We start from the raw sequence: 20,399 nt of genomic DNA, 5'->3' as shown, positions 1-20,399 counted from the left end.
GATGAATTATTTAGTGATTAAATGCGGAGGCAGTATTTTCGATTCCTTACCGAACTCATTTTTTGAAGATATTGTAAAGCTTTCCAAAAGTAATAAGTGGAATCCCGTCATTGTACATGGGGGAGGACCTCTTATAAATACACTTCTAGAGAAGTTTGATATTACATCCGATTTTGTTGATGGGTTACGTGTAACAACGCCTGAAATGCTTGATTTGGTTGAAATGGTTTTAAGTGGATCAGTCAATAAAAAAGTGGTCCGTCAAATCATTAAAGCACAGGGAAATGCACTAGGGTTAAGCGGAGTGGATGGAGGTCTTTTTAATGCAAGGTTAAAAGATAAAAGATTAGGCCTGGTTGGGGAAATTATTTCAGTGAACAGCGGAATCATTGAAACACTTTGTATGCAAGGCTATATCCCAGTGATATCGCCATTGGCCATCGATACCAATGGACAGCATTACAATATTAATGGAGATATTGCTGCAGCTGCAATGGCGAAATCACTTAGGGCAAAATTATGTCTTATAAGTGATATTCCGGGAATTATTGTAGAGAAAAACAATGAAAAAATGATTCTTAATAAGGTAACAAAAACAGAGGTTCAAAGCTTACTAGATGACGGTACTATTTATGGTGGAATGATTCCAAAGGTAACAGCAGCACTAGATGGATTGATGCATCAGGTTTCAGAAGTTGTAATCTTAAATGGCAACCAAGAACATTGTCTTCTAGATTTTTGCCAAGGGAAAAACATTGGAACAAAGCTACTACTTGATGAGGAGGTTCATCATGTCTAACAGTATTATGATTGACGACAAAGCCTTAAATCCGCTAATGACTACTTATAATCGGTTTCCGATTACGGTCATTAAAGGCGAAGGAAGCTATGTATGGGATGAAGAAGGTGAAAGATATTTAGACTTTACCTCGGGAATTGCAACTTGTAATCTCGGGCATGTGCCACACTATGTAAAAGACCAAATAGAAGAGCAATTGAATACCTTATGGCACTGTTCCAATTTATATCATATTCCTTCACAAGAAAAGTTAGCCTCTTTACTGGTTGAACAAAGCTGTGGAGATAAAGTGTTTTTTTGTAACAGTGGTGCAGAAGCAAATGAAGCGGCTATTAAACTAGCTCGACGCTATGCACAGAAAGTAAAGAATACAGACAGCTTTGAAGTTGTAACGTTTAGAGACTCTTTTCACGGAAGAACGCTAGCGACCTTAACAGCAACAGGACAGGAAAAGATTCAAAAAGGATTTCTACCATTATTAGAAGGATTCCGTTACTTACCATATAACGATATCGCTGCCTTAGATGAACTAGCAGGAGAGAAAACATGTGCTGTGCTATTGGAATTGGTCCAAGGTGAGGGTGGAGTGATCCCGGCACAACAAGAGTGGATTGAAAAACTATCTGATATATGTTTAGAGAAAGGTCTCCTGTTAATGGTTGATGAGATTCAAACGGGATTGGGAAGAACAGGAAGCCTATTTGCCTACCAGCAATATGGAATGGAGCCAGATGTAGTGACGCTTGCTAAAGGATTAGGTTCGGGCTTTCCCATTGGTGCTGTTTTGGCAAAAGAAAATGTAGCAAAAGCGTTTGAACCAGGAAGCCACGGAACAACATTTGGAGGCAATCCATTATCCACAACAGCAGGAGTTGCGACCCTCACCTATATAAAAGAAAACAATATTGCAGAAAAAGCAGGAGAATTAGGAGAATATCTTCAAGAACAACTCGCTAAGCTTGCGGAAAAATACTCTGTCATCAAAGAAGTTCGAGGTAAAGGTCTATTATCTGGATTAGTTATCCCAAATGCAGTTGAGGTTGTTCATGCAGCTAGAGATAAAAAGCTTCTTGTCCTAATCGCTGGACCAAATGTGTTAAGGATTTTACCACCACTGACGACCACTAAACAAGAAATTGATGACTGTATTTCAATACTAGGAAACATACTTAACGAATATCACATCTAGAAAGAACAGGAGGAGCTAGAATGTCAAGCGGTTATCTAATTTTAGAAAACGGAAAAATATTCAATGGAACACTAGTAGGTAATGAACATGATGTAATAGGCGAAGTCGTTTTTAATACTAGTATGACAGGCTATCAGGAGATCCTCACAGACCCATCCTATGCAGGACAAATTCTTACCTTCTGCTATCCCATGATCGGTAATTATGGGATGAACCTTCTTGATAATGAAAGCACTAAACCTCAATTAAAAGGTGTCGTATTAGGTGACATTTGTGAAAAACCTAGTCATTTTCTTTCGAAGAAAACATTTGCAGAACAGTTAGAAGAAACAGGTGTTGCAGGGATAACGGGTGTCGATACCCGTGAGCTTGTGAAAGTGATCCGAAAAGAAGGAACGATAAAAGGAATGATTACAAACTGTATTCCACCGCGCCATGAGCTAGAGCAGCTATGGAAGAATCAGGCTGCATGTTGGGTTTCTCAAGTATCGACTAATGAAATCATTACCTATCATCAAGCAGGTCCACATGTAGTACTTATTGATTATGGGTATAAAAAATCGATTTTAGACGCCCTTTTAAAAGAAAATTGTAAGGTGACCGTTGTACCTTATGATTTTACATTTGAACAAATAAAAGCACTAAACCCGGATGGAATCCTTTTAAGTAATGGTCCTGGGGATCCAATGATGTTGAATTCTCATTTTTATGATATTAAAAAAATGGTTGAGCAGTTTCCTACATTGGGAATTTGTCTTGGACATCAGTTGATTGCCTTATCTTTTGGAGCTAAAACAGAAAAGTTAACATATGGACACAGAGGAGGAAATCATCCTGTTAAAGACATCCAATCTGGAAAGGTATACATGACATCACAGAATCATGGATATGTAGTTGTGAAAGATACAATTGACAAAGACGTTTTTGAAATCACTTTTCAAAATGTAAATGACGATTCTGTTGAAGGACTGAAACATCTGTCCCACCCCATCCAAACGGTGCAATTTCATCCTGAAGCACACCCTGGACCAAGTGATACAGAATATATTTTTAGAAACTTTATACTACATCTAGAAAAAGTGGGAGACATGAAATATGCCATTACGTAAAGATATAAAAAAAGTACTCGTAATCGGGTCTGGACCCATTGTGATCGGGCAAGCAGCTGAATTTGATTATGCTGGAACTCAAGCTTGTCTTGCCTTAAAGGAGGAGGGGCTGGAGGTTATCCTTATAAACAGTAACCCAGCAACCATTATGACAGATTCGGCGATTGCAGATAAGGTCTATATCGAGCCACTCACAATCGAAAGCATTGAAGAAGTCCTTAAAAAAGAACGTCCAGAAGGAATGATCGCTACTCTTGGGGGACAAACAGGATTAAATTTAGGTGTTAAATTACATGAATCAAAGATTTTAGAGAAATATCAGGTGGAAATGTTAGGGACATCAGTGGAATCGATTAAAAAGGGAGAAGATAGAGAAAGTTTTCGTAACTTAATGTTACAAATAGAAGAACCAGTCCCTTCTTCAGAAATTATCCATACCATTGAAGAGGGAGTTGATTTTGCCAAAAAAGTAGGATTTCCTCTAATTATACGCCCAGCTTATACATTAGGAGGAGAAGGTGGAGGATTTGCTTCAAACTATCAAGAATTGAAAACCGTATTAAAAAAGGGATTAGCCTTAAGTCCTATTCATCAAGTTCTTCTTGAACAAAGTATTAAAGGATGGAAAGAAGTAGAATACGAAGTAATGAGGGATGAGAACGATACCTGCATTATTGTATGTAATATGGAAAATATGGATCCTGTAGGTGTTCATACGGGAGATTCTATCGTTGTAGCACCATCTCAAACCTTAACTGATGTCCAGTATCAAATTCTAAGAGACGCATCTATTAAGGTTATTCGTGAACTAGAAATTATCGGTGGATGCAATATTCAGTTTGCTTTAAATCCCAATTCGAATGACTATAACATTATTGAAGTAAATCCACGAGTTAGCCGCTCCTCAGCACTAGCTTCAAAAGCAACTGGCTATCCGATTGCCCGGATGGCGGCGAAATGTGCTGTTGGTTATCACTTAGATGAATTGCTAAACCCTATTACAGGAACAACCTTTGCTTCATTTGAGCCAGCAATCGATTATATCGTTGTCAAGCTTCCTCGATTTCCATTTGACAAATTTATTGAAGCGGATCGAACTCTAGGAACACAGATGAAAGCAACTGGAGAGGTCATGGCAATTGATCGAACTTTTGAAGGGGCTCTTAATAAAGGAATTCGATCGTTAGAGATGAATGTATCAGGTTTATCAATAAATTCATTTAAGAAATGTACAAAGGCACAACTGTTATATCACTTAGAGAATGTGACAGATTTACGAATATTTGCGATTGCAGAAAGCTTTAGACAAGGATCATCCGTAGAAGAGATCCACGATATTACAGCAATTGATTTTTGGTTCTTAGAAAAAATAAATGGATTAATAGAGTTAGAAGATCGATTAACTTCATATAAATGGGCGGAATTACCTTCGAATGTATTTTTGGAAGCAAAATCAAAGAATATTTCCGATCAATACTTAGCACTCCTTTTCAATGTTCCAGAAAGTGAAATAAGACAAAAACGTCGATTACTAGGCATGAAACCAGGTTATAAACTAGTTGATACATGTGCAGCGGAGTTTGATGCCATTACACCATACTACTATTCTACTTGGAAGGGAATCGATGAAATCGAGACTAGTGATAAGAAGAAAGTATTAGTAATTGGATCAGGACCCATCCGTATTGGTCAAGGAATTGAATTTGATTATTGCTCTGTTCATGCTACTTTAGCATTAAAGAAAAAAGGGTACGAAGCAATCGTGATGAATAATAACCCGGAAACCGTTAGTACTGATTATTCCATTGCTGACCGACTCTATTTTGAACCATTGGCTGTGGAGGATATTTTACATGTGATTGAAAAAGAAAAAGTAGATGGTGTCCTCATACAATTTGGTGGTCAAACGGCCATTAATGTTGCACAAGAATTGGTTAACGAGGGAGTCCCGGTTTTAGGAACATCAATAGAAGCCATTGATCAGCTGGAAGATCGAAAGCATTTTTACGACTTTCTAACAAAATTAGACATTCCTCATATTTTAGGTGAAATTGCATTTGAAGCAAATCAATTAATTGATGCTGCAAATGAATTAGGGTATCCGGTTCTCGTTAGACCATCTTACGTTATTGGTGGACAATCCATGTTTATTTTTCATCATGAAGATGAACTAAATAGATATACGGACCTATTAAAAAAAGAAAATAATCAAAAGATATGGCCATTATTAGTTGATAAGTATATTTCAGGTCTTGAATGTGAGGTTGATGTCATTAGCGATGGGCAAAATGTCATCATTCCAGGAATATTTGAACATGTAGAAAGGGCAGGAGTACATTCAGGTGATAGTATAGCGGTATTTCCACCTTTGACCATAACAGATAAACTGAAAAACACTCTTGTTGATTATGCAAGAAAGATTGCACAAGAACTTCCTGTTATCGGAATAATGAATATCCAATATGTGATATCGGATGACGAGATTTATGTGTTGGAAGTAAATCCAAGGGCGTCTAGAACGGTCCCTATATTTAGTAAGGTAACGAATATTCCTATGATTGAATGGGCTACGTTGGTTCAGCTTGGTGTGCCGTTGGATCAAGTATATTCGAAACAAGGACTATTACAAGAACCAGCCTTTTATTCTGTAAAATCACCAGTCTTCTCAGCAGGTAAACTACGAGAAGTAGATCATGTTTTAGGACCAGAAATGAAATCTACTGGAGAGGTTCTGGGGATGGGTATGAGCGTTTCAGAAGCGTTAGAAAAAGCATTGTTCCTTGGGGGAAGTAATCCTTTTTCACAGGTTGATCATAATCAACCCTACGTTTTATGCTCCATTACCGATAGCCAGAAGAGAGAGAGCCTAAACTATGTAAAAGAATTAGTTGATAGAGAATATCGTATCATTGCTACAGAAGGAACAGCTAAATATTACAGCCAGCATGGTATACATGTAGATGGGATTCTTTCAACGAAGGAAATGGTAAAGGAGGTTATCCGTCAAGGAGAAGTTGCAGCCATTATTAATATTCCAAATCAAGGTCGTATCAAAGAGAAATTAGGATTCTATCTAAGAGAAGAGTCTGTTCGTAATCGTGTACCGTGCTTTACTTGTTTAGATACGGTTAAAGCGGCAATCAATATTTCAAACGATTCAGAGGTAAACATACGTTCCGTAAATGAGTATTACCACTTGAACGAAGAGACATTAATGTCAAGAATAATGAAATCAATATAAAATTTTCTGTGAAAAGATCATTCGTATTGCCAAAGCGATAACCAAAAATAACGTGTTTATAATAGTAAAATGAGTAGACTAGGTGGTCCGTCACATTTTTAAACAGCCCCATATCTTATTATTTGATATCGGGGCGTTCTCTAATGTGGTTCATTTGATTATTATTGATCAAATCGAACAGGTTTTTTTTTAGCGAAATTCATTATTAAGTATGTTATTAGCATATGTTCCACATTTTTAATGTTAGATTTCTACTATTACTTCATAATCTCCAAATACCCGTTATCTAGTCAGTATTTGTTTCATCTCTAAAATGGTAGAAACGGAATTGTTTATTCGTTTACCTCCAATCAACAGTTACCTCCGATGCTATTATTTGAAGTTTATATTTAATAAATAATGTGTTATTAGTGATTTTATTATAAGATAAAATGTACTTATTTTTAACATAGTTTTTACAATTCTTGTATTTTAATCTTTAAAGGGGTAAAAATGGTATACTTGAATGAGTAGAATGAATTTTTTCATCGGAGAGTGATGTCATAAGATGCGATTTACAAAAAGCATTCCTAACATGTTTACACTTGGGAATCTTTATTGCGGCTTTTTATCAATTGGTTATGCGGCAAATGGTCAGTATAAGAATGCAGCGGTCTTAATTTTAATTGGTATGATGTTGGATAGTATGGATGGAAGATTAGCCCGAATGTTAAAGGCTGATAGTGTGATGGGGAAAGAACTAGATTCGTTAGCAGACATTGTAACGTTTGGCGTTGCCCCTTCATTTCTAGTATATTATACATATTTTTTTCAATTTGGATTATTAGGATTTGCGGTAACAGGATTGCTCCCATTATTTGGAGCTTATCGATTGGCAAGATTTAATATAAGCTCAAATAAGTCTTCTATGAATTATTTTATTGGTGTACCGATTACAGCCGCTGGGGGTATACTAGCATTACTTACTTTATTTGGGGATAGAATTCCCAACATCATTACTTCTGTTATTTTCACCGCTCTGTGTTTTTTAATGGTAAGTAGAATTAGAATCCCAAGTTTTAAAGAAATACCTCTTCCTAAATATGGTACAATCGTAACGATCTTTATAGGGTGTCTATTATATGTCATTTATAAAGGAACATATGAACAATTTCCTTATCTTATTTACATTGCGACACCATTATATATTGCTTACTTATCTTATCGATTTGTAAAAAGAAGAAACCAAAGAAACATGGAATAACTTATCTGTTTCTAAAGGAAATTAACAGTAGAGGTCTTTATGAAAGGAAGCATAAATAATGAAAATTACTAATCATACAGTCGAGGAACTTAAGGATCCAACAGGTATTTTAGAGGGAGATCGATACGAATTTGAACTAAAAGTTGAAGTTCCTGAAGATGATGAATTGTTCACTGAAGAGGGGATGTATGTAAAGGTTATCTTCGTCGTCGATGAGAACGGCCCTAGAATGGCTCAATATCAGTTGATAGAAGAAAATACAAATCGAATTCTTGATTTTGCATTAGAAGAGGAAGAAGAGGTAATGATTCTCGATTATTGTCAACAAAACCTTTAAACTATTTCAATTAGTATTCTCTTACTAACATTTGAATAAGATCAAAAAATAACCTCACTTTACATATAGTAGGGTTATTTTTTGATTTATTCAGCAATTCCCGATTGGGAGACATCGACATCCGCATGGACTTTGATCTCCATATCACCATATTGCCCTTGCCAATCTTTCTTATTAAAGTCTCCTTTTTGTCGGGCTTTATCCCCCATACCAAGGGGATCGACCTCTAAATCTTGAAATTTTTTTATTAAGTTTGCAGCGTGTTCTTTTATCTGTTTCTCTGTTGCTTTTTCGATCTTTTTTATCACTTTATCATCCGATAGTTTTAAACCTGCACTATCCGATATTTGTCCGTTTAATTTAATGTTTACTTCAATTTGGTATTTCTCATGATCTTTTGTTACTTTGTAATTTGTATCAGACGAAAGGTTTCTTATACTAATCTCTTCCTTTTCTGTAAAATCGACCTCTAATACCCCTTTACGAATACTTTCAAATAATACTTTAAATACATAAGATTCTTTCAATCCAATGATATCAACGAGTTTATCTTTTTTAAAAAGGGCAATCCCCTTGATTTGAATATATCTTCCTTCATGTGCAATGACCGGCATAAAAGGATCTAAACCTTTTCCATAGTAATGATATAAATAACGATGAAGATCCATCTTAGGGATGGTGCGCTCCATATTTTGCTTGATCACTTCTGTTAAATATTGGGAAACGGATTCGCTTTGAGGATAGGTTCCGTCTAAGATTTCAAATGTGCTTCCAATCGAAACAGCGAGATAGATATCTCTCCCTACACTAGGATCCTTCTCAAGACTTTCAATATGTTCCATAATCCCATTTTTGGCAATCTCCTGATTGAATAAAATGACACCAACCCGACCTATTTCGATTGGTTTCGGGGACTTTGATTGTATTTTTTGGAGAATCTTTCTATTCGTATTTCCTTCTGCAGTGAATGTTACACTTTTAGGGATTGATTTTTCCCCAGGTGTAATAAAGGAAGAACCCCCTGTTCCTTGGAATTTTTCATCACCTATATAGTCATAACCAATTGATTGAACAAGTTGAATATCCTCCAATATTTTAGTAGAAGGAAGACAGCCGGAGAGGAAGAGGCTGATGACCCCCATTATCAGTGGTATCCTTATTTTAGAGATCATTCTTTTTCACCTTCATTATTATAAATTGAATAATAAGTAATGCTGGGAGATAGAAATAAATAGTATAAAATCCAATTTTGGAAACTATAGTGTTTAGCAAATCAATCTGTTGACGATCTTTAAAGCAAACCGCAACAATTAAAATTAAAACAGAAATCAGCCGTAATGAGGTCCTTTGGGTGATTTTTGGGAAAAGACGATTCATTCCCCTGCTTGAACACCACAAGCCAATACAAAGGTTAGGTAATATGATAAAAAACCATATCGATATTCCTACGTATTCAAATCTTTCCACAATAGCCAAATTGACAATTTTCCACAGTGTTAACGTTGGCCAGATTGTTGTTTTTAATTGTTCTTGATTAAAATAAACTAGAGACACCAGCATCGTAAATAGATATACAAATACACTAAATAAAATAGCGAAGTGTGCCCATTTCTCTGATTTTTGAGGGTTTTTGATAAATGGATAAAACATTAATAATGTTTCAAACCCTAAAAAATTTAATGTCATATCCTTTGATGATGTATATAATTGCTTGGCAGATATATCAAATAAAGGTAGCAAATTTCCATAATTAGCTTCTTTTAAAGGGAAATACTTAATTAAAAATAATGGAAGACCATAAATAACCCCTAATAATGCAATCCCTGTGACAACCCGAAATCCTCCAGTAACATATGAATAAGAAATGATTATGATTATCATAAGAATAACCCAATGGTAAATATCTGGGAACATCCATACCTGAATAACCTCTGTATAAGTTCGTATTATGACGAGAACGAACATAGCATAATACAATATAAAATAGATACTTAATAATCCCCCTAACCACTTTCCAAAAACTTGCCTATGAATCGCAACGATATCATTATTCCCTTTATTTAATATTCGATAGGAAATCCAAATTAATGCCAGAATCGTCACACCTGAAGTAAGAATAGAAATCCATGCATTATGACCTGCTGACTTTGCAATATAACGTTCAAATCCTAAAATGCCTACACCAACTTGCATCGTGTGAATTAAGTAAAAAACAAAGTACGATGATACTTTTCTATCTTCGTTTGGTAGCGGGTACATTTTAGGCAGCTCCTTAATGTTCTATATCTTTCTTTTCTTTATCATGGTTCTTGTTATTAAACCGAATGGGTTTATTTGAACGCAATTGTTGAGGTCTCTTACTCTGAAAATATAATGGTAATCGAAATAATGAATCCTTCAAATCCACAAGTCTAAGTGGGTAGACCGGTGCTAGGTAAGGTCTGCCTAATGATGATAATTTAAGCAGATGACTTAGGAAAAGTGCAAAACAAAAGGCTACCCCTAATAATCCAAAGAATTGACCTGATAATATAAATGGGAACCGAATCAACCTGATCACATTACCCATTTGATAAACGGGTGTTGTAAAAGAAGCTAACGCAGCTAGTGCTACAATGATCAATAAGACGTTACTGGTTAGTCCTGCTTGAACAGCTGCTGTTCCTATTACAATCCCTCCAACGATACCGATTGTTTGGCCAATCTTTGTCGGGAGTCGTGCACCTGCTTCTCTTAGTAATTCAATGGTTAATTCTAGAATAATCGCTTCAAAGATAGGCGGAAACGGTACACCGCTTCTCGAGGCGATTAATGGATTCAATAGATTTTGTGGAATCATATCATAGTGATAGGTAAGAACTGCTACATATAAGGATGTTGAAACGACTGAAAAGAATACAGCAAACAGTCTTATTAAGCGAAATATTGTTGCTATATGCCAAGATAAGAAATAATCTTCGAAAGCTGAGAAAAATTCTACTAACGTAGTAGGTCCGGTTAAAGCGTGAGGAGAGCCATCGACTAGCACTGTTATTTTCCCTTCACTTAGCACCCCAACTGCACGATCTGGCCTTTCTGTATCAATCATTTGAGGAAAAGGCGAATTATGATTATCTGAAATAATCTGAGCAATCGTTGAACTATCCGCTATATTGTCGAAGTCGATGTCTTTTATCCGTTGTACAATTGTTTGAACATTATCAGGGTCAGCAACATCTTGAATATGGATTACAGCTACTCTTGTCTTTGAGAGGTTACCGACGACTATTTCTTGTGTAATTAATTCTGGGATGGGTAATCTCTTTCTTACTAAGTTCAAATTTGCATCGATAGATTCTACAAAGGCTTCTTTAGGACCAAGTACACTGAATTCTACTTCTGGAACACTAACAGGTCTTTTCTCTATTGATATAGCATCAATAAGCAGGACTTCTTTTATGTTTCCTTTCGCTTCAACCGCAATGGATCCCGTCATTAATTTATGCTGCACCTTGCTAACATCTTCAACAATTTCCGTATTGCCTATAGGTAATTGTTTTTGTAAATCAAAAAGGGTTTTATTATTTTCGTCACAAATATAGGGTAAGATATGCTGTTGCACGATATCAAAGTTAATTAAAGTTTTGAAATAATGAATATAGTAAGGGTTATCTTCTGAATATCTATATGAGATAAAATCTGAAGATAATTTACATTGTTCCAGTAAATCATCTATTGGACGTATCTTATTATAGGTATTCTTACTATTATTTTTTTTTGAAGTCCTATTTAAAAGCCTAGATTTCATATCGATCCCCCAAAATAATCCATTAAATCTCGTTTATTATGTGCTAGATGGTCCTAAAAATACATTTAATCGTAATCGAGAGAGTTAGTATGTTCATCATTCTATAACTGTTTCTCATAGTAATTTTTCATCTGTAGAATGCATCAAGAGAAATACAAGAATACTTTTGATTTTAGATGAGAATTATAGTTGAGAATGAAAAAAATGGTTTAGGAGGTATCTTTTCCGAGACCTGTGACATATCAAGGTAATCATTCTAATCTGTTGAAAAAATGAAAAACACTAAAATACATTTTTTGATTACAAACTATAAGGAAATGTCAATGGATTAGCTTTCCAATGTAGGTGTAATTTATGTAAAAATAGGAGATTTGTTGAAAAAAATTCAAAAAGATAAAATTTATTTAAATAATCTGTATTGAATAAATATCGAATAATTAAAGTATATTAAAAAAATATAGGGGATATTTTGAATAAAAATTCATTTATATTGAATTTGACATTGTGAATAAATGCAACCTCTTTAGTATTTATGTTATGATTATTCTGGGTCGGTAACGCATGGGTCTATGATGTTACTAATTTAACAAGTGTATATTTTTTGCATGAAAATGAATACGGGAAGGAGAGAGAGAATGGAAGGACTTACAGCAGGCACTTGGTTTTGGTTATTAGTACCAATGCCATTGCTAATCATATTATCTTTACTTACTTATTTCTTAGACAAAGGGAGAGAATAATTCTTAATGGATATTAATATTGAAACATTAACATCAATCATTATTTATTTAGTTGGGATGCTTATTATCGGATACATGGCAGCTAAACTAACAAGCAATTTATCCGATTATGTACTAGGTGGAAGACGTCTTGGTGCAGGAGTTGCTGCCTTAAGTGCGGGTTCCTCTGATATGAGTGGATGGCTAATGCTAGGACTGCCAGGAGCTGTATATGCAAGTGGTATGGGCTCGATTTGGTTAGCAATAGGATTAGCAATCGGTGCTTATTTAAACTGGCAATTTGTTGCCAAGCCTTTTAGAGTTTATACCGAGGTAGCGAATGATTCTATTACGGTTCCTGATTATTTTGAAAATCGTTTTCATGATAAAAGTAAAATACTCCGTGTCTTTTCAGCTGTTATCATATTAATCTTCTTTACATTCTATACTTCATCAAGTTTAGTTGGCGGTGCTATTCTTTTAGAAGAGTCCTTTAATATGGATTACCGATTAGCACTCTGGGTAGGAGCAGCCGTCATTATTTCTTATACCTTCTTTGGAGGTTTCCTTGCAGCAAGTTGGACGGACTTTATTCAAGGGATTCTCATGTTCTTAGCCCTCATCATCATACCAATTGTTGCCATTAATGAATTAGGTGGATGGAATTCAACTATTGATACTGTAGGGAAAATTGATACTTCTTATCTGAATATTTACTCAGGTGCAACATTTATTGGTGTTGTTTCATTATTAGCCTGGGGATTAGGTTATTTTGGACAGCCTCATATTATCGTTCGTTTTATGGGAATAAAGTCTACGAAAGAAATTCCTAAAGCGCGTTTAATTGGAATGACTTGGATGATTGTTTCTTTATTTGGAGCCATTTTCGTTGGGTTTTCCGGTATTGCTTACTTTGCTGACGCCCCATTAGAAAACTCTGAGACAGTCTTTATCATGTTCTCTCAAGTATTGTTTAATCCATGGGTAGCTGGTTTCTTATTAGCAGCTATTCTTTCAGCTATCATGAGTACAGTGGATTCCCAATTGCTCGTATCTTCTAGTGCTTTAGCACAAGACTTTTATAAAGCTCTATTTAGAAGGAATGCAAGTCAAAAAGAAGAAGTATTGGTAGGACGAATTTCAGTTCTAGTTATTGCAGTAATTGCTATCCTACTTGGATATGATCGAGACAGTAAAGTTCTTGAATTAGTCAGTTATGCTTGGGCTGGATTTGGAGCAGCCTTTGGTCCGGTTATTATTTTGAGTTTATTCTGGAAGAGAATGACAAGAAATGGTGCATTAGCTGGGATGATCGTAGGAGCGATAACGGTTATTGGATGGAAACAATTAAGTGGCGGAATATTTGATCTTTATGAGATTTTACCAGGATTTATATTTGCCACAGTTGCGATCATCATCTTTAGTTTTGTTGGTAATAAACCATCTGACGAAGTGGAAAAAGAGTTTGTTGAAGTACAAAATCGTTTAAAAGCTTAGACTAAATTAAGTGAAAACCCGAATGATTAGGTTCATTCGGGTTTTTTTGATACTTTAAAATAAGTAATGATTTAGGAATTTTACCCTATTCAATGGGAGGGAACTGCTTTTTAATTTAATAATCATACTTAAAAGAGTTAATGCTGGTATAAAATCGTTTGTGCAATTCCAATAAAATACTCTGATTCCACAATAATATGATTCAGCACTACTTTAGCTGTCGGATTACTACTGATAGGGCGACTCTCTTCCATTATTAATCGACAAAACTTAATAAATTGATCGCTTTGCTGCAAGCAAAAGCTGATTAACTGTAATATATCTTGATAGAGTGCAGGTGTAACTTGTCCATTTGATCGTGTTACAGTTTCTATATACCTCACAACACGTTGATGTGTCTCAGTAAACTTCTTCTCCCATTCTTTTAATTCGTCTACATATTCTTGTTCAAGATCTTTTACTAGCTCTCTAATCACAACAGTATGTTCCTCTTCTTGGTGTTTCCAAAATTCAGCCTCATCAAGAACACGCAATGGCATTTGATTTCCGTAATAAAATTGCATGAAATATTCCCCCATAAAAACTTTATCATTTTAGATATATTCAAAAAAATATTTTTAAGAACTTCCATTGAAAGATTGATTATTATGCAAATATAAAACTTTTTTCCATTAGAATTGTAAAAAAAGAGGCTCCCCCAAAAAATATCAGGACTCACAACATCAACATATAGAATCTTTAAGTCCTATATAATTGAAGAATGTGTTTCCTAATACCTTTTGGGAAGCCCTAAAATTATTTATCACATATTCAATGGATGATACTTACCTGAAACTGCATCAATCATAATTGGAGGATAATGTGCACGCTTCTTCTTATCCGATATGATCCAATAAGGTCTAAAAAATAACTCTTGTTGATCTAATACCATTTTTGGAATACTAAAAAACTTTAGCTTAAGAGATGCTGAATGATTTAAGAAATCCTCAGCTTCGTTCTTAGCATCTAAAAGTGTTAAAGAGTAGGGTATACACGCTTTGTTTTGTAGGTCCTCTTTAATAAATGAAGGGGAATGGTCTATTATTGCCCCACGTGCACTAATGCTATCGATGGTGCAACCAAGGTACCCGTCTATTTTTAGTAAACCTTTTGCTTTGATTTTATATTTAAAGAAGTAATAAGGGTAGTATACAAGTCTCTCTAGATAATAGTTTGCTTTTTCATCTTGTTTCTTTAGAAGGCTTATGATAGATTGAGGTTCGATTGAAACAGGTAGAGTCAATGTATTCATCAGATCACCTACTGCGGTTTTAGTTGTTCATTATAAAAATCTGAGATATTCTTTGCCTCTGGTGATAAATCCTTGGCAATATTTTTTTCAATAGATTTTGATAGCTTCCGTGGTCCTTTAGCAGATTCAAAAGCATCGATCACTTTTTGGGTTGGTGTTTTTCCAAAATGATTTCCGATAAAAATACCAATAATCGAGATAATTAAACCAGCTAAAAATGGATGAACCGCGGTGTAGGATTCTAAATTCGCTACGGTCCAGATGACATTTGTTAGACCTCCGCTTATCATCGAAGTTATTACACCAATATTTGTTGCTTTTTTCATATAGACGGATGCTACATAGGGTACTAAGAAACTATTCCCTAACACTCCAAAAGCAAAGACAACGAGGGTGAATACAGAAGGCGGTTCGAAAATAGCGACTACAATACCAACGATGCCGCCTATAAGAATACATAAACGTGATACAAGAACCATTTTAGTTGGACTTGCATTTTTATCAAAAAATCGTTGATAGATGTCACGGGATAATATTGTTCCCGCCTGCATTAAGCAAGAATCTGATGTTGACATAATCGCAGCCATAATAGCAGAAAGTAATATAGCAGCAAAAAAACCAGGGAAGAATGTATAGGCTAGTTCAGGGATAACCATTTCAGGATCACTTAAAGTTGGCAGCATCACAATCCCTATTAATCCTAATAGATAAGGAGTAAATATGAAAATTTGATTCCAAGTTGCAGAGAAAAGAACAGCACCTTTTACGGTCTTTGTACTTTTCATCGACATATGGCGAACGACAACGTGGGGAAGCCCCATGTAGCCTACACAATATATAAGTATAGCTCCAAGTACAACGCCCCATTGTCCATAATAGGCTAGATCTTTCCCCCAAATACTTAAATATGTTGGATCGATGGCAGCTATTTTTTCATTTAACCCTGATAATCCTCCGATATGAAACATAGACATAATTCCAATTCCAAGGACGCCTAGGACCATTATGATCCCTTGTACAAAATCAGTCCATACTACAGCTAAATAACCTCCTGCAACTGTATAAGCAATAATGACACTTACTCCTATAATTAAACAGGTTTCATAAGGTAAACCAGTAAGCATTGTTAACGCTTTTCCGGATGCAATGAACTGAGCAAATACATACGCCATTAAAAAAATTATGGAGATAATAGAGCCTACGATTCGGATTGTAGGACTTTCAAATCGTTTCTCCAAATACTCAATCGGTGAAAGGGCACCTAGCAATTCGGAAAGTCTCCGCATCCTTTTCCCTAAAACCGATAGATTGATAATTGAACCTCCCGCATCACCAATGGCATACCATAATGCATACCAACCCTGTTGGAAGGCTAATGCTGGTCCACCCATAAACATATAACCACTCATGGAACTACTTTGCATCGTAAGGGCTGTTACTGCAGGCCCTAAACTTCTTCCCCCAAGTAAATAATTATCGATGGATTTAGACGCTTTTCTTGTAAACCAAATCCCTACGCCTAACAAGACAAGTAAGTAAATAACAAAAATCAGTGCATCAGATTTCATTGAAATGTAGGTCCCCCTTATTCTTCATTTTCCAGTTCATCGTCTTTCTTCATTTTTAAATAGATGATGAATGCAATTCCCATCCAAATAAATGGCCATGGGACAAACCATAAAAATGTTTCAAGCGGAAGATTAAACAAATGATTCACCCCCCAATACAATCTGAAAGCGGTATCACTATCATTATATGTTTCGAATCTTACTTTTTAATTGGACAAAGTGTAAAGTTGTAATTTGAATATTTAGAACATTATGTTAGTTGTGAGATATCCTAGTTATTTTCTTCAGTAAATGAAGCTTTCGCCAGTAATAGAAGTTGAGATGTTCTGAACGAAAAATAAAGAGTTTAATGCTAGAATATAAGAGAGAGCTCTTGAAAAAGGGGAAGTTTGTATGAAAGAGACTGAATTTTCAATAAGTAATAATTGGTTAGATCTTATTTTTGAAAGTTTTTACGATGGAGTCGTTATTGTCAACTGCCATGGGGAAATTAGTTACATTACGAATAGTTATTGTGATTTCTTAAAAATTGAACGTAATAAAGTGATCGGAATGCACGTTACGGATGTTATTGAGAACACTAGAATGCATCTTGTTGTTGAGACAGGTAAGCAGGAATTTGCCGATATACAATTTCTTCTCGGGGATTATGTAATCGCCAACAGGATTCCCATAATTGAAAATAAGAAAATTGTCGGGGCAATTGGAACCATTATATTTCGTGATATAGGTGAATGGAAGAAAATGAACAGTCATATTAAGGGGCTGTTATCTGACATGAATTTTTATCGGAATGAATGGAAAGGAACAAACGGCTTAAAGTATTCCTTAAATGATTTAGTTGGAAAATCGAATAAAATTAAAGATTTAAAAGAACGTGTCAAAAGAATTTCTGGGGGTGACATTTCAGTATTAATAAAGGGGGAAAGTGGTACAGGAAAAGAGTTAATTGCTCATAGCATTCATCAATTAAGTGATCGGATTGACAAACCATTTGTTAAGGTAAATTGCGGTTCCATTCCGGAACACTTATTAGAATCTGAACTATTTGGTTATGAAGAAGGTGCCTTTACTGGTGCAAGAAAAGGTGGAAAAATCGGAAAGTTTCAATATGCTGATGGAGGGACCATCTTTCTTGATGAAGTTGGAGATATGCCCATACATATGCAGGTTAAGTTATTGAGGGTTCTTCAGGAAAAGGAATTTGAACCTATAGGTGCGCTTCAGTCAAAAAAAATTAATGTCCGTGTGATTGCGGCGACAAACGGGCCGTTGGAAAAAATGATTGATAGCAAGCTATTTCGTAAGGATTTGTATTATAGAATTAATGCCTTTCAACTTTCGATCCCACCATTAAGAGATCGAAGGGAAGACATTAAGTTACTCGCGATACATTTTCTAAAAAAGATTACAACTCGTATAGGAAAGCGAGTCACCTCGATTCATCCAGATGTCCTTTCACTTATGGAGAATTATGATTGGCCAGGGAACGTTAGAGAATTAGAAAATGTGGTTGAAGCTGGGATTCACTTTACTAATGATGAAATGATTGGGAAGGATTCAATACCTGAAAATCTACTATATCAACAGAGGGAAGAAGAGGGAAAAAGTTTAAAAGAACTTGTTGAAGAAACTGAGAAAAAAGCGATAGAAGATGTATTAAAACGGGTTGAATTTGATAAAATAAAGGCTGCTCAAATTCTAGGCATAGGAAAATCTAGCTTATACGATAAAATAAAAAGGTATAAAATCTCAGAGTAATTGAAAAGTTTCCGGTTTTTTGGAATCCGTTCCAAAGAATCGGAATTTTTTTATTTTATGGGGGCATCTAGCTAGATATTCAATTTTAAAAAGAACTATTTCCATAATATCGGAATCTATAATTCGTTCTAATATGCTGAAAATTAGGAAAATAAAGAATAAAAAGATATATCGGTGTTGGCATAAATCTTGCAGGTGTTTAAATGAGTTTTGAAAAGGGAGGAGTGGAAATTCCTGATTATTAATGAATTTAGTTAAGTCACTGTAATTTCTTTAAAAGGAGGAGCTTTTTTGGACATCGGTTATATTTCAAGAAGAATGGCAAATGGCTTAGAAACAGCCTCAAGTAAAATAGCAATAAAGGAAGAATCAGGAAAGTCTTGGACATTCACAGACCTCAATCGAATCTCTAATTCATATGCACATAAATTTCGTGAATTAGGTGTTCGAAAAGGGGATCGTGTAGGGATTTTATTTTATAACTGTCTTGAATATTTCGGAGTATATTTTGCTGCTGCCAAGATCGGTGCGATTGCTGTGCGTCTTAATTTTAGACTATCTAGTGCTGAATTTGAATATGTTTTAAACGATTCAGACACAAAAATACTATGTTTTCATTCGAACTTAGCTAATCAGCTAGATACAATTCGACATAATGTACCTGTTAAGCAATATATTTGTCTAGCAAACAATCATCAGCCAATTCCAAGTTGGGCGGATGATTGGAGTGTTTTGGAAAGGGGTTTAGAAGATGATATTAACAGCGTTCCTATAAAAATGCACGATCCTGTCATGCTAATGTACACTTCAGGTACTACAGGGAGACCTAAAGGAGCGATTTGGACTCATGAAACTACCTTTTGGTTCTCGTCAATGCAGGCATTAAAGTGGAACTTTATAGGAAATGAAATAGGGATGACCACAGGACCTCTCTATCATGTTGGTGCACTCGAGGACATCGCTCTTCCGATTTTAATGATGGGGGGTACGGTAGTGATTACCAAAAGTCATGGTTTTAAGATTGAAAGGATTCTTTCCGTATTAGAATATGAGAAAGTAACCGATTGCTTCCTGTTTCCTTTTATGATTTACGAAATGTTAAATTCCCCTATATGTAATCAGTATCATTTGAAAGATTTAAAGACGATTTATACAGGGGGAGACCCCTTAATGCCATGGGCACTCGAACAATTAAAACAGAAATATCCTCATATTGGTGTCGTACAAGTATATGGACTAACAGAAGGGACACCGATTGCTGCTTCGCTAGATCCTCAAGAGACCTTTACAAAAAATCATACAGTCGGTAAGCCGATGCCGCTTACTGAAATCAAAATAATTGATGAATCTGGTAACCCTTTGCCTATAGGGGAAATTGGAGAAATAGCCATAAAGAGTCCATCGGTTTCAGTTGGGTATTGGCGTAAGCCTGAAGCGACAATGGAAACATTTGTGGATGGGTGGTGTAAAACTGGAGATTTAGGAAAGTTAGATGTGGACGGATATTTAACGATCGCCGGAAGAAAGAAAGATATGATCAGAAGCGGTGGAGAAAACATTTATGCAGCTGAAATTGAAGATGTCTTATATAGATGCGAAGAAGTGAAAGAAGTTTCCATCATCGGAATTCCAGATCCGAAATTTATAGAGGCTGTATGTGCTGTCATTGTCAAAAAGGAGGGTGCTTTACTAACCGAAAACGACGTTATTGAATACTGTAATAACCATCTAGCTAGTTATAAAAAACCTAAAAAAGTGATTTTTGTTGACGACCTCCCTCGTACACCATCAGGTAAAATTCAAAAATATATTTTACGAAAACAATATAGTTAAGTGTTTCCTATGGAAAGGAGGAAAA

The 20,399-nt window shown here is 35.4% G+C and carries 16 protein-coding genes; 9 read left to right on the top strand and 7 right to left on the bottom strand.

Annotation, left to right across the window (positions count from 1 at the left end):
* Position 1 precedes the first annotated feature (1 nt).
* The 6 genes from argB to JOC86_RS02580 all read left to right on the top strand — a co-directional run bounded on the left by argB (position 2) and on the right by JOC86_RS02580 (position 7,918).
* Positions 2–799 (top strand): acetylglutamate kinase, encoded by a 798-nt coding sequence (argB, locus tag JOC86_RS02605; protein ID WP_205168210.1) that lies wholly within the window; start codon positions 2–4, stop codon positions 797–799.
* The gene (locus tag JOC86_RS02600) at positions 792–1,988 is read left to right on the top strand and encodes an acetylornithine transaminase (RefSeq protein WP_205168209.1); all 1,197 of its coding nucleotides are present in this window, start codon (positions 792–794) and stop codon (positions 1,986–1,988) included. The genes argB and JOC86_RS02600 overlap by 8 nt, the downstream gene beginning before the upstream one ends.
* Before the next feature lie 20 nt (positions 1,989–2,008).
* Positions 2,009–3,097, top strand: coding sequence for a carbamoyl phosphate synthase small subunit (locus tag JOC86_RS02595; protein WP_205168208.1), 1,089 nt, complete (start codon positions 2,009–2,011; stop codon positions 3,095–3,097).
* Positions 3,084–6,338 (top strand): carbamoyl-phosphate synthase (glutamine-hydrolyzing) large subunit, encoded by a 3,255-nt coding sequence (carB, locus tag JOC86_RS02590; RefSeq protein WP_205168207.1) that lies wholly within the window; start codon positions 3,084–3,086, stop codon positions 6,336–6,338. The genes JOC86_RS02595 and carB overlap by 14 nt, the downstream gene beginning before the upstream one ends.
* A gap of 547 nt (positions 6,339–6,885) precedes the next feature.
* Positions 6,886–7,581, top strand: a complete 696-nt coding sequence (gene pssA / locus JOC86_RS02585; protein WP_205168206.1) for a CDP-diacylglycerol--serine O-phosphatidyltransferase — start codon at positions 6,886–6,888, stop codon at positions 7,579–7,581.
* A 58-nt stretch (positions 7,582–7,639) separates the two neighbouring features.
* Entirely contained in the window at positions 7,640–7,918 is a 279-nt protein-coding gene (locus JOC86_RS02580) for a DUF6509 family protein (RefSeq protein ID WP_205168205.1), read from the top strand.
* Positions 7,919–8,004: 86 nt separating this feature from the next.
* Here the strand turns inward: JOC86_RS02580 and JOC86_RS02575 are convergent, their stop codons facing one another.
* Genes JOC86_RS02575 through JOC86_RS02565 form a run of 3 tightly spaced genes read right to left on the bottom strand, consistent with a single transcriptional unit; the run spans position 8,005 to position 11,705 of the window.
* A complete protein-coding gene (locus JOC86_RS02575) occupies positions 8,005–9,090 on the bottom strand; it encodes a Ger(x)C family spore germination protein (protein ID WP_205168204.1) in 1,086 nt (361 codons plus the stop codon).
* Positions 9,080–10,177 (bottom strand): GerAB/ArcD/ProY family transporter, encoded by a 1,098-nt coding sequence (locus JOC86_RS02570; RefSeq protein WP_205168203.1) that lies wholly within the window; start codon positions 10,175–10,177, stop codon positions 9,080–9,082. Before JOC86_RS02570 ends, JOC86_RS02575 begins: the two co-directional genes overlap by 11 nt.
* A 13-nt stretch (positions 10,178–10,190) precedes the next feature.
* Positions 10,191–11,705: a spore germination protein gene (locus JOC86_RS02565; protein ID WP_205168202.1), complete on the bottom strand. Its 1,515-nt coding sequence runs from the start codon at positions 11,703–11,705 to the stop codon at positions 10,191–10,193.
* A gap of 746 nt (positions 11,706–12,451) precedes the next feature.
* Between JOC86_RS02565 and putP the strand changes: the two genes are divergently transcribed.
* The gene (gene putP / locus JOC86_RS02560; protein WP_239587355.1) at positions 12,452–13,921 is read left to right on the top strand and encodes a sodium/proline symporter PutP; all 1,470 of its coding nucleotides are present in this window, start codon (positions 12,452–12,454) and stop codon (positions 13,919–13,921) included.
* 137 nt (positions 13,922–14,058) lie between these two features.
* Here the strand turns inward: putP and JOC86_RS02555 are convergent, their stop codons facing one another.
* From JOC86_RS02555 to JOC86_RS24900, 4 genes are all read right to left on the bottom strand, one after another.
* Positions 14,059–14,484, bottom strand: a complete 426-nt coding sequence (locus JOC86_RS02555; RefSeq protein ID WP_205168201.1) for a DUF2935 domain-containing protein — start codon at positions 14,482–14,484, stop codon at positions 14,059–14,061.
* Between the two features lie 239 nt (positions 14,485–14,723).
* The gene (locus JOC86_RS02550; RefSeq protein WP_205168200.1) at positions 14,724–15,212 is read right to left on the bottom strand and encodes a hypothetical protein; all 489 of its coding nucleotides are present in this window, start codon (positions 15,210–15,212) and stop codon (positions 14,724–14,726) included.
* Between the two features lie 8 nt (positions 15,213–15,220).
* Positions 15,221–16,780, bottom strand: coding sequence for a sodium/proline symporter (locus JOC86_RS02545; RefSeq protein ID WP_205168199.1), 1,560 nt, complete (start codon positions 16,778–16,780; stop codon positions 15,221–15,223).
* A gap of 17 nt (positions 16,781–16,797) precedes the next feature.
* Positions 16,798–16,920: a hypothetical protein gene (locus tag JOC86_RS24900; RefSeq protein ID WP_275583357.1), complete on the bottom strand. Its 123-nt coding sequence runs from the start codon at positions 16,918–16,920 to the stop codon at positions 16,798–16,800.
* A gap of 253 nt (positions 16,921–17,173) precedes the next feature.
* Here JOC86_RS24900 and JOC86_RS02540 point away from each other — a divergent pair, with 253 nt between their 5' ends.
* The gene (locus tag JOC86_RS02540; protein WP_205168198.1) at positions 17,174–18,541 is read left to right on the top strand and encodes a sigma-54 interaction domain-containing protein; all 1,368 of its coding nucleotides are present in this window, start codon (positions 17,174–17,176) and stop codon (positions 18,539–18,541) included.
* Between the two features lie 291 nt (positions 18,542–18,832).
* Positions 18,833–20,374, top strand: a complete 1,542-nt coding sequence (locus JOC86_RS02535) for an AMP-binding protein (protein ID WP_205168197.1) — start codon at positions 18,833–18,835, stop codon at positions 20,372–20,374.
* Positions 20,375–20,399: the final 25 nt, after the last annotated feature.

The sequence above is a fragment of the Rossellomorea pakistanensis genome (genome assembly GCF_016908495.1).
GTDB classification, from domain to species: domain Bacteria; phylum Bacillota; class Bacilli; order Bacillales; family Bacillaceae_B; genus Rossellomorea; species Rossellomorea pakistanensis.
This window is presented reverse-complemented; position numbering and strand designations above follow the sequence as displayed.